This is a genomic window from Mesorhizobium sp. B2-5-4 (genome assembly GCF_006441095.1).
In the GTDB taxonomy this organism is placed as follows: Bacteria; Pseudomonadota; Alphaproteobacteria; order Rhizobiales; family Rhizobiaceae; genus Mesorhizobium; species Mesorhizobium salmacidum.
The window spans coordinates 132,465-142,507 of record NZ_VFUR01000016.1 but is presented as its reverse complement, the minus strand read 5'-3'; the positions used below and the strand labels follow the sequence as shown (position 1 = coordinate 142,507).

9 protein-coding genes and 2 pseudogenes are annotated in these 10,043 nt (G+C 62.4%); 3 read left to right on the top strand and 8 right to left on the bottom strand.

Annotated features, from left to right (window positions below; translation table 11 throughout):
• Positions 1 to 228: 228 nt before the first annotated feature.
• The 5 genes and pseudogenes from FJ492_RS20585 to FJ492_RS20565 all read right to left on the bottom strand — a co-directional run.
• Positions 229 to 369 (bottom strand): annotated as a pseudogene (locus FJ492_RS20585) (helix-turn-helix domain-containing protein); the annotation flags it as partial.
• Between the two features lie 90 nt (positions 370 to 459).
• Complete coding sequence (locus FJ492_RS20580) at positions 460 to 837, bottom strand: hypothetical protein (protein ID WP_140771889.1); 378 nt, start codon at positions 835 to 837, stop codon at positions 460 to 462.
• A 210-nt stretch (positions 838 to 1,047) separates the two neighbouring features.
• Complete coding sequence (locus FJ492_RS20575; RefSeq protein WP_140771887.1) at positions 1,048 to 2,013, bottom strand: GlxA family transcriptional regulator; 966 nt, start codon at positions 2,011 to 2,013, stop codon at positions 1,048 to 1,050.
• Positions 2,014 to 2,177: 164 nt separating this feature from the next.
• On the bottom strand, positions 2,178 to 3,347 hold the full coding sequence (locus FJ492_RS20570; RefSeq protein ID WP_140771883.1) for a PLP-dependent aspartate aminotransferase family protein: 1,170 nt from the start codon (positions 3,345 to 3,347) through the stop codon (positions 2,178 to 2,180).
• Complete coding sequence (locus tag FJ492_RS20565; protein WP_140507158.1) at positions 3,344 to 4,786, bottom strand: pyridoxal-phosphate dependent enzyme; 1,443 nt, start codon at positions 4,784 to 4,786, stop codon at positions 3,344 to 3,346. The genes FJ492_RS20570 and FJ492_RS20565 overlap by 4 nt, the downstream gene beginning before the upstream one ends.
• 280 nt (positions 4,787 to 5,066) lie before the next feature.
• Between FJ492_RS20565 and FJ492_RS20560 the strand changes: the two genes are divergently transcribed.
• Positions 5,067 to 5,603: a hypothetical protein gene (locus FJ492_RS20560; RefSeq protein ID WP_140507156.1), complete on the top strand. Its 537-nt coding sequence runs from the start codon at positions 5,067 to 5,069 to the stop codon at positions 5,601 to 5,603.
• A gap of 555 nt (positions 5,604 to 6,158) precedes the next feature.
• On the opposite strand, the gene FJ492_RS20555 is transcribed toward FJ492_RS20560, so the two are convergent.
• Both FJ492_RS20555 and FJ492_RS20550 read right to left on the bottom strand, forming a co-directional pair.
• A complete protein-coding gene (locus tag FJ492_RS20555) occupies positions 6,159 to 7,508 on the bottom strand; it encodes an FAD/NAD(P)-binding protein (RefSeq protein WP_140771881.1) in 1,350 nt (449 codons plus the stop codon).
• Positions 7,509 to 7,539: 31 nt separating this feature from the next.
• The gene (locus FJ492_RS20550; RefSeq protein WP_140771879.1) at positions 7,540 to 8,055 is read right to left on the bottom strand and encodes an Rrf2 family transcriptional regulator; all 516 of its coding nucleotides are present in this window, start codon (positions 8,053 to 8,055) and stop codon (positions 7,540 to 7,542) included.
• A gap of 403 nt (positions 8,056 to 8,458) precedes the next feature.
• On the opposite strand from FJ492_RS20550, the pseudogene FJ492_RS20545 reads away from it, so the two are divergent.
• Positions 8,459 to 8,883, top strand: a pseudogene (locus tag FJ492_RS20545) (ATP-binding cassette domain-containing protein); the annotation flags it as partial.
• 59 nt (positions 8,884 to 8,942) lie between these two features.
• On the opposite strand, the gene FJ492_RS28825 reads toward FJ492_RS20545, so the two are convergent.
• Positions 8,943 to 9,125 (bottom strand): hypothetical protein, encoded by a 183-nt coding sequence (locus FJ492_RS28825; protein ID WP_181165989.1) that lies wholly within the window; start codon positions 9,123 to 9,125, stop codon positions 8,943 to 8,945.
• 309 nt (positions 9,126 to 9,434) lie between these two features.
• Between FJ492_RS28825 and FJ492_RS20535 the strand changes: the two genes are divergently transcribed.
• On the top strand, positions 9,435 to 9,803 hold the full coding sequence (locus FJ492_RS20535) for a septal ring lytic transglycosylase RlpA family protein (protein ID WP_140715768.1): 369 nt from the start codon (positions 9,435 to 9,437) through the stop codon (positions 9,801 to 9,803).
• Positions 9,804 to 10,043 lie beyond the last annotated feature (240 nt).

Here is a 10,043-nt window from a genome sequence, read left to right as displayed (position 1 = left end):
AACACCGCGCTCCTCAACCGCATCGCCAGAAACATCCTCCAAATCGCCGACACAGACAAAGTCCCGATCAGCCACCGTATCAAGAAATGCGCCTGGAATGACGACTATCTCATCAATGCCATCACTCATATGCGATAGCCCTGCCCTTGAGGGGGAGATGTCCGGCAGGACAGAGGGGGGCGCTGTTGCTCCAGCATTTGAAAGTAGTGCACTGAGGAATCTAATGCCGCGCGCCATCTTCGGCGCGTGCCCATGCTCCTCGCGAAAAGCCCGCGCAAAGCTCGACATCGAGGCAAACCCACAAGCCAGCGCCACGTCGCGCACGGCCAATGTCGAATGCGCCAGCAGATCGGCGGCGCGTTTCAGCCGAGGCGTCATTAGTCTCCCGAGAGGAATCCCACAGCGAGCGGCACAAAAAGAGCGACGATCACCATCCAAAAGGCAACACGATTCGCCTTTTCAACGATGGGGCGCCCATTGCTTGCCCTTGCGCGCAGAAAAAGGAACGCGTCCGGAAAGATCGTTAGCAAGCAGATCAACAGGAACGAAAAGTGGGGTAGAGTATTCGCAATTTCGTCTCGTATTGTAAAAGCCAACCCCGTCGACCCATAAATCAGGTACAAAAAGATCGTAAACTGGATAGGTGAGCTTAGAAAAACTTCCCAAGGTTTCCAGCAGCTTTCTTCGCGGTCGTGACGAAGGCAAAAATAGACTATGCCCAGCCCAGATACAAAGAACAAGTTCATCACTATCACAGAGTTTGATGTCGAAGCCCGATGGGTCGACCAGAGTAGAAGCACAAACAGGATAGCGATAATCCCGACGAAAATGGGCCATCTTACGACAGCTCGTTTGTCGCCAATCAAGATGTACATTTTATCCTCGTCAGAAGTTCCCAAGATTCGAATACAGTTCTCGCCTTTAATTCCGGTGTAGAAGATCGAACGCAATTGATGTGTCCCAAGTGACAAGGTTCCTTCGGATCGCGGGTTTGATGTTCCGCTTTTTGCCAAGTTCAACCGTGGACGGCACCAGCCAATCCTAGTCCTAATGCCTTCGCGCCATCTTCGGCGCGTGCCCATGCTCCTCGCGAAAAGCCCGCGCAAAGCTCGACATCGAGGCAAACCCACAAGCCAGCGCCACGTCGCGCACGGCAAGCGTCGAATGCGCCAAGAGATCTGCGGCGCGCTTCAGCCGGAGCCGCCGGTAGTAGCCGTTGGGCGAGATGGCGAGTTCGGAGCGGAAGCTGCGTTCGAGCTTGTCGGACGACACGCCAAGCCGCGCGGTCAGCTCCGCCATGCCGAGCCGTTCCTCCACCGCATCCTCCATGATGGCGATGGCCGACAGCACAAGCTCGTTTTGCACCCCGGTACGCAGGCGCAGCGGCATCAGCTTGCGGTCGACGCTCGATCGCAAGGGACTGTGCACGAACCACTCGGCGACGCCGGCGGCCAGCTCGGCACCGTAGTCACGGGTGATGATCTCCAGCATCATGTCGAGGCTGCCGACGCCGCCGGCCGAAGTGAAGCGCTTGCGGTCGATGACATAGAGGTCGCGTCTAAGCTCGATGTTGGGGAAGGCTTCGGTGAAGGCCGCCTGGCTGGTCCAGTGCAAGGTGCAGGCATGGCCGTCGAGCAGGCCCGCGCGCGCCAGGAAGAACGCCGCGTCCGCCACCGCGCCGATATGGGCGCCGGCGCGCAGGCTGCGGCGGATCCAGCTCGCCGCGTCCTCCGCCACGAGGTGGTCGGCATCGCCTCCCGAGCAGACCACGATGCGGTCGACCTTGGGTGCGGCCTCGGCGTAAAACCCCGGCTGGATGACGACGCCATTGGAAGCCTCGACCGGATCCTGCGTCGCCCCGACGATGATCCAGCGGTAGCATTCCCGCTTCGCCAGTATGTTGGCGGCGCGCAGCGGCTCGATGACGGAGCTGAACGCCATCATCGGAAAGCCGGGGAACACCAGCACCGCGAAGGTGAGGGGTGCGTCTGTGGGTGGTTCGTGCATGGCCATGGGCGCTACATCTCGGGCGAATGGCGGTTGGGGTCAACGGTGTTTGGCCGACCGCTGCTCTATGCGGCTGCTGATCTTCACCGTTGAGCCGCGACGTCCGTGAAAGAACCCCAACCTCGCGGTGCAGGCTGCCACCGGCGCTTCTCGGCGGTGCCGAGAGCCACTCAGCCCCCCAGTGCCTGATCCAGGTCCGCGATAAGATCATCGCCGTCCTCGATGCCCGCCGACAACCGCACCAGCGAATCCGATATTCCGATCTCCGCCCGCTTCCCGGCGGGGATCGAGCCATGCGTCATCAGCGCCGGGTGTTCGATCAGGCTCTCCACCCCGCCGAGGCTTTCGGCCAGCGTGAACAGCTGCGTGCGTTCGAGGAAGCGCTTCGTGCCGGCAAGATCGCGATCGAGCACCGCTGATATCATGCCGCCGAAGGCATGCATCTGCTGGACTGCTATGGCGTGCTGCGGATGGCTGGCAAGGCCGGGATAGATGACGCGGCGCACATCCCTGCGGGCTTCCAGCCATTGCGCGATTTTCAGGCCATTGGCGGAATGGCGCTCCATCCTGAGCGCCAGGGTCTTCAAACCGCGCAGCGCCAGGAAACTGTCGAACGGACCCGATATGGCGCCGATGGCGTTCTGCAGGAATTTCAGCCGGTCGGCGAGATCTTTGTTGTCGCCGACGACAGCGACGCCGCCGACCATGTCGGAATGGCCGTTCAGATATTTGGTCGTCGAGTGGACGACGATGTCGATGCCGAGCTCCAGCGGCCGCTGGATATAGGGGCTGCAGAAGGTGTTGTCGGCGACCGAGAGGATTCCCTTGCGCTTGGCGAGCGCCGCGACGCCCTCGAGGTCGACGATGCGCAGCAATGGATTGGTCGGCGTCTCGACCCACAGCATCTTGGTCTCCGGCCGGATCGCCGCCTCTACCGCCGCAAGGTCGGTGAAGTCGACGAAGCTCACCTGCAGGTTGGCCGAGCCCTTGCGCACCCGCTCCATCAGCCGGAACGAGCCGCCATAGATGTCGTCGGTGGCGACGATATGGGCGCCGGAATCGAGCAGTTCCAGCACGGTGGCGATCGATGCCAGGCCGGAAGCAAAAGCGAAGGCCGCCGAGCCGCTTTCCAGGTCCGCCACGGCGCGCTCGAAGGCGAAGCGCGTCGGGTTCTGGCTGCGGGCATATTCGAAACCCTTGTGCACGCCGGGCGATTGCTGGCCGTAGGTCGAGGTGGCGTAGATCGGCACCATCACAGCACCTGTCAGCGGATCGTGGCTCTGGCCGCCATGGATGGTGCGGGTGGAGAAGGCCAGGCGGTTCTTGCCGGATGTGGTCATTTTGCGCGGCGCCTCAGATGGTTGATCAGGTCGATACGGGTAATCAGGCCGACGAACTCGTCGCCGTCGAAGATGATGGCGACCTCGTTGCGGTCGAACACCGGCAGCAGCGCGTCCAGCGTCTGGCTGGCCTGCAGCGTGTGCAGGTTGGAGGTCATGGCCGTTCTCACCGGGCCGCTGAAGCGCTCCCAGCGTCCGTCATAGGGACCGTCGACATGGGCCAGGATGTCGCTTTCGTCGACGATGCCGACCAGCTTGCCATTGTCGAGCACCGGCAGTTGCGAGACGTCGGAGCGGCGCATGCGGCCATAGGCGTTGAGCAGGCTCTCGTCCGGGCCGACATAGACCGTGTCGCCGGTGCGGTGGGTGCGCATGACGAGGTCGCGCAGGTCGCCATGCTGCTCGTGTTCGGCCAGCCCCTGCTCGGCCAGCCAGAAATCGTCGAACACTTTTGACAGGTACTTGTTGCCGCTGTCGCAGACGAAGGTGACGACGCGCTTGGGCATCGTCTGTTCGCGGCAATAGCGCAAGGCGGTCGACAGCAGCGTGCCGGAGGAAGAACCGGCCAGGATGCCTTCCCGGGACAACAGATCCCGCACGGCCAGCATGCTCTGCTTGTCCGTGATGGAATAGGCTTTCCTGACCAGCGACAAATCGGCGTTGGGCGGCACGAAATCCTCACCGATGCCTTCGACGGTCCAGCTTCCCGCCTCTTCCATCTTGCCGGTCTTGATCAGCGGCGCCAGCACCGAGCCGACCGGATCGGCCAATACCATCTCCGTCTTCGGCGACGCCTTGGCGAAAAAGCGGCCAAGCCCGGTCAGCGTGCCGCCCGAGCCGACGCCGACCACCACCGCGTCGACATCACCGTCAAGCTGCGCGAAAATCTCCGGGCCGGTGGTCGTCTCATGCGCCAGCGGGTTGGCCGGGTTGGCGAACTGGTTGGCATAGAAGGCGCCGGGCAGTTCAGCAGCGATCTTCTCCGCCATGTCCTGGTAATATTCGGCATGACCCTTGCCGACATCGGAGCGCGTCATGTGCACTTCGGCGCCGAGCGCGCGCAGATGCTGGATCTTTTCGCGCGACATCTTGTCTGGAACCACCAGGATGATGCGGTAGCCCTTGGGGATGCCGACCTGGGCGAGGCCAAGGCCGGTATTGCCGGCGGTCGCCTCGACGATGGAGCCGCCGGGCTTCAGCCTGCCATCCTTCTCGGCCGCCGCGATCATCGACAGCGCTATGCGGTCCTTGATCGAGCCGCCCGGATTCTGGCTCTCGAGCTTGATGAACAGCCGGCATTTTCCCGTGTCGAACTTGGTCAACTCGACGATGGGCGTCTGGCCAATGAGATCGAGCACCGACGCAAAGGGCGGGCGCAGGCGGGATGTTGCGGTGTCCGACGGGGCGCCGTCGGCAGTGGCTTTTCTGTGCTCGCTCATGTCGGAGCCTCCATGGATCAACCTAGCGTCTTTTCCAGCCGATCGCAGTTGGAAAGAAGATAGATCGTGCCAATCCGGCGGCCAGACGGGGAATGAAATTCCAGCGGCCCATCAGGGCGAAGCGGTGCGGTGCCGGATCGAGACGCCGGCGGGACGGCGCCCCCCTTAACGCCCAAGCGCCGCGCCCTCAGGCCCGTTCAACGAACCATCTCGTTCGTTGAAGCCGCCGATTTCGCCATGCTAGCCGAACATACGCCATACCAGCACAAGGAGACGGCCGATGAAGATCCTCGCCTATGACAACTTCAAACCCGGCGTCACCCTCGACGACTTGAAGCCCCATCTGCGCGATGAAGTCTCGAATGTCTGGCGGCTGTGGAAGGCGGGCATTGTGCGCGAAAACTATGCGCGCGCCGATGTCGGCGGCGTTATCATCGTTTTCGAGCTGCAGCGAACCTTCGTTGCCTTCCATGAAGCGGGCAAGGTGGCGGCAGCTCTTTGCCATGGCACGGCGCTGCTGCGCTATGCCAGGCGCGCCGATGGATCGCTGCTCGCCGCCGGCAAGACGGTGACCGGGTTCGCCAATATCGAGGAGGATTTTGCCGACAATGCGACCTGGCGGATGGACGCGCTGGAGCGCGGAAAACATTTGATGCCATGGCGGATCGAGGATGAGCTCAAGGCGATCGGCGCCAACTACATCCAGGCCGGCCTGTGGCGCGCCTTTGCAGTGCGCGACGGCAACCTGATCACCGGCCAGCAGAACTTTTCCGGCGCCGAGACCGCGCGCGCCGTGCGTGAGGCATTGGGCGGCTGAACCGTCTCGTCCGGCGGACAGCGGAAGGGACTTCAGTCTTAGTTGAGCAATAGCTAATATACATATAGCTTGGTCATGCGGGAGACGATCCCAAATCGAAGCCTAACCCGCAATGGCCGGTGCGACCCGCTTTCAACCCAAGCATCCCCGCACCGGCCATTCTTTTTCGTGGGGTAGCCCATGGCCAGCTTGAAATCGCAACCTGGGGGGGTGCGATGTCGGCATTTCGGGGAGGAAATCCAGTCGAAGGCGGGAGCATCGCGCTCCCTTTGGAAGAGGTCTGCGTCAAGCCGTGAATATCTTAATTGGCTAAAGTGCGGAACGTCCAATGGACAAGTCCGGAACGTTTGAAGGCCCCTCGGACCAAGGCCTACCGGTGCGCAAGACCTTAGTCCTGCCGTCTTATAGCTAAGAACGGAAGTTGTTCGGCCCAGATAGGGCCACCTGGGCTAAATACCAGACTGCACTCAGCCGACTATGGTGCGATCGCGGAAGACGCTTTCGGGTTGAGCCGGATGCGGGTCTGCCAAATATACGATCGCCGCCGGAATTGCTCTATCCCAGCAACAGCTTGCTCAGCCTGGCGCACTGGACGCGGATATCGGGAATGGCGTCGATCTCGAAGAAGGTGCCGCGCGTCAACGGCCCGACGGCGAGGATTTTTCGCGAGACGGTGCCGTCGGCGGCGATAATCTCGCAATTGGCCGAGACGTCGAGGCCGATGCGCAGCGGATCGGGACGCGCCAGGCCGCGGTCGACCAGCGAGCGCACCACGCTGTTCGACGAGGTCGAGATGTCGCGCACGATGCCGGAGCAATCATAGATGCGGGCGACGTCGAATGTTTCGAGACGCTGTGTGTGGCGCGACTGGACCTCGACCGCGAAACCGTCGCCCGGCGTGACGCCGACGACGCGCCCGGCGATCGGCCGGATGCGTCCCGATTGCACGGCCTCCGTCACCCTGGCGTAGACCTCGGGTGCCATGCGATGGCGATGGATGTCCCACCAGGCCTTGGTGTGTTCGACGAAGCGGCGCTTGCCCGAGGCGGGCCAGTTCTGCCAGATCTTCTGGTTGAAGGGGCGCAGGCCGTCGACGACGTCGCGCCAGTCGACGCCGGCCTTCTGGTTCTCGCGGATGAGGTCGCGGAACCAGCCGACGAAATAGGAGAGCTGGGTGCCGAGCGGGATATCGGCGACGTCGAGCTTGATCGGATTGCCCTTGCGGTGCGGCGAGGGCAGCAGGCCGCGCCGCGACACCGCGATGATGTCGCCGCGATGGCCGCGCTGCTCCAGGGAAAGGAAGGCATCGACCATGCTGAGCCCGGTGCCCAGCACCACGATCCGGCTGTCCGGATCGAGCGCGGTATCGGCCTCCGAGCCCATCCGGATCGCATGGCCCTGCGCGGGCTGTTCGTCATGGCCGGTGGCCAGCACGGCAAGATGGGCAACCACGCTGGTGCCATTGGCGAGCGCCACCTCGACGCCGGATCCGGTGGGCGAAATCGACAGGCTCTCCTCGCGGATCAGGCGCAGCCGGCCGGTCTCGCGCTCGCGCGTCTCCAGATCGTCGAGCAATTCCTTGAGATAGCGCGCATAGAGGCTGCGCGGCGCGTAGACCGGAGCCTGCTCCGGTGTCGCCAGCCCCCGTTCCAGCAGCCAGCGCCAGAAATTGCCGGGATCGTCGGCATAGGCGCTCATGCCGGCCGCACTGACATTCAGCACATGCGCCGACAGCAGCGTCGAATAGGCGATGCCCTGGCCGAAATGCGGGCGCTTTTCGATCAGTGTGACGCGCAGGTCCGGATTGGGCGATTTGAGCAGATGGGCGGCCAGCACCACGCCGCTGGCGCCGCCGCCAACGATGATGATGGAACTGGGGGTGATGGAATCGGTCCGCCCGGTCATGCGCAAGCGAGCCCCGTGCCAGGCGCCGGCTTCAGGCCTGGGCCACGACCGGCAGGTCGTCCCGCGCGACCGGGAGGTCGCTCATGCCCGACGCGATCGTAAGATCGTCGGCGTCCTTCGCGATCGTAAGATCGTCGGCGATGTCGCGCATCTCGGCGAGGCTGCGCTGGTCGAGCACCTCGGCGATCGCCTGCCGGACCTCGAGCATCAGATGTCGGACTTGGCATGTCGCCTCGTTGCAGTCTTCACAGCGCTGATATTGTGTGCGGCTGGCGCAGGGGATCGGGGCCAGCGGCCCGTCGAGGACGCGCACGACGTGGCCGACCCTGATTTCGTCGGCGGGCCGCGCCAGGCGGTAGCCGCCCTCCTTGCCCTTGCGGCTCTGGACGAAGCCGGCATTGCGCAGCTCGCCGAGAATGGCGTCGAGAAACTTCTTCGGGATGTTGTTGCCGGTCGCGATATCGCCGACGAAGGCGAGCTGTCCGGCCGGCATCCGCGCGAGATGGACGAGCGCCTTGAGGCCGTACTTGCCTTTTTTGGTGAGCATGAATCGAACGTTTCTCTGTCATGCGATGGCCCTAGGCCATCCGTTGCGAAACGCCTGGCGTGCCTCCCCGCCGCGCCGAAGCATTCATGACACGTAAATTCTAGTGACATGATATACAAGCCAATTGCGGTTGATCTTGTTTGGTTTTCAAGCCGTTGCGATGACTTTAGGCCCGTCTTGTGACGCCAGGGACACAGAAGCGTGGCTTGCCTGCACGGAGGCTTGCAGCCGGGATCCGACGACGCCGGCAATTGCCCGATAGGCGGGGTGTGGCCTGTCATCGTCGATCACTCCTATGTTGATAAGGTTAATATACTTAATCGTCGGCGCGCGGAACGTGATTTTAAATTCTTCCACCTTTGAAGCATCGATTTGCTGGAGGAGGTGCCAAATCGGAATTCTCGTTCAGGTCGGGTTGACCGGCATCGCCTCCGGCTCGGAAGCAAGGCAACGCGCGCTCGGCATTCTGGGCGAGGTTCCTCGCCGACCGAGCCGATGAATGGCCCTCGGTGCTGTCCGGCAGCCAGAAGCAGCGCGTGGCGCTGGCCCGCGCGCTGGTCGGTCACCCGCAGGTCCTGGCGCTCGACGCGCTGACCCGTATCGAGATGCAGCAATTGCTTGAGCGTATCTGGATTGCCCAGAAATTCACCGCCGTGCTGGTCACGCATGATGTCGCCGAAGCGGTTGCGCTCGCCGACCGGGTGGTGGTGGTCAGCTGCGGCAAGATCGCGTTCGATCTGGATGTGCCGGTTGGAACGGCCGCGCCGCCGCGGTTCCGCCGAGCTTGCCCGTCTCGAAGGCAGGATTCTCGACCAGTTGTTCGGTTAAGATCATTTCGGAAAAGTATGAAACGACTTTTCCGTCCGGGATCGCGCCAAACAAGAGTTTCAGGGCGAACGGTTCGCCCACACCAGCCCGGCCAGGCCGGCCAGCATGGCGGCGAGACCGATATAGAGCCATTGCGACTGGCCGGTCATGAAGCTGCCGCCGACCACGCCATTGCCTTGCAGCGACCACAGGGCGCCCATGGCCAGAACGATCATGGCCAGCAGATTTTTGGTCAGTCTCATCGTCGGATCCCGTTTTTCAAGTCGATCGATTGCGGCGCTATCGCCGTGATGAAAGAGCCGAAGGAAGTGGCCAGATCGTGCAGACTTCTATTTGGAGATCAACGCTGGATCTTGTCATAAAAGTCCTTCGTGCCGATCAAAACATGATCGAAACTGGTTTCGGCGCGCCAAAAAGTCCCTGACAGACTGTTACCCGATGACTCCAAACGTGTGATCTTGCCATGGAACCGCCAAATCACCGCCGCATTTCGTGCCTTATTCTTTTCCTAACGGCTGGGGTCTGTCAAAAAACGGAGCCATCCCCCAAATATGAAGACCCCAAAACAGACTGCGCTTGTCGCGGTAACGATCGCTGTTGGCCTGATGGTCGGCGCCTCCGTCACTTCGGCAACCGCCGCCGCCGGCCAGTGTGGCCGCGCTTCCTGGTACGCGCTGCACTCGAAAACCGCGTCGGGCGAGCGTATGAACCCCTCGGCGCTGACCGCCGCCCATCGCACGCTGCCTTTCGGCACCAAATTGCGGGTCACCAACAAGAACAACGGCCGCAGCGTCGTGGTGCGCATCAACGATCGTGGTCCCTTCATCAAGGGCCGCGTGCTCGACCTGTCGAAGGGCGCCGCCGGCCAGCTCGGCTTCATCGGCTCCGGTCAGACTTCCGTCTGCATGGCGCGCGTCTGATCTGATCGTCTCCTGACCATGATCTCTCCCGCACCGCGGGCCAGCGGAGCAAAACGGGAACTTTCGGGATCATGGTCGGCGTCCGGTGCGAAGGCCTGACACATATCCTACACATTTCGGCACTGCACATTGAGCCGGCTGTGCCGTCCGGCGCCGGTTTTCAAGGCTTTGGACGAAATTAGCATTAGTCACGCCACGTGACGTATTGCATCGCAGCAATTAGTTGTTAACTTCCCCGCG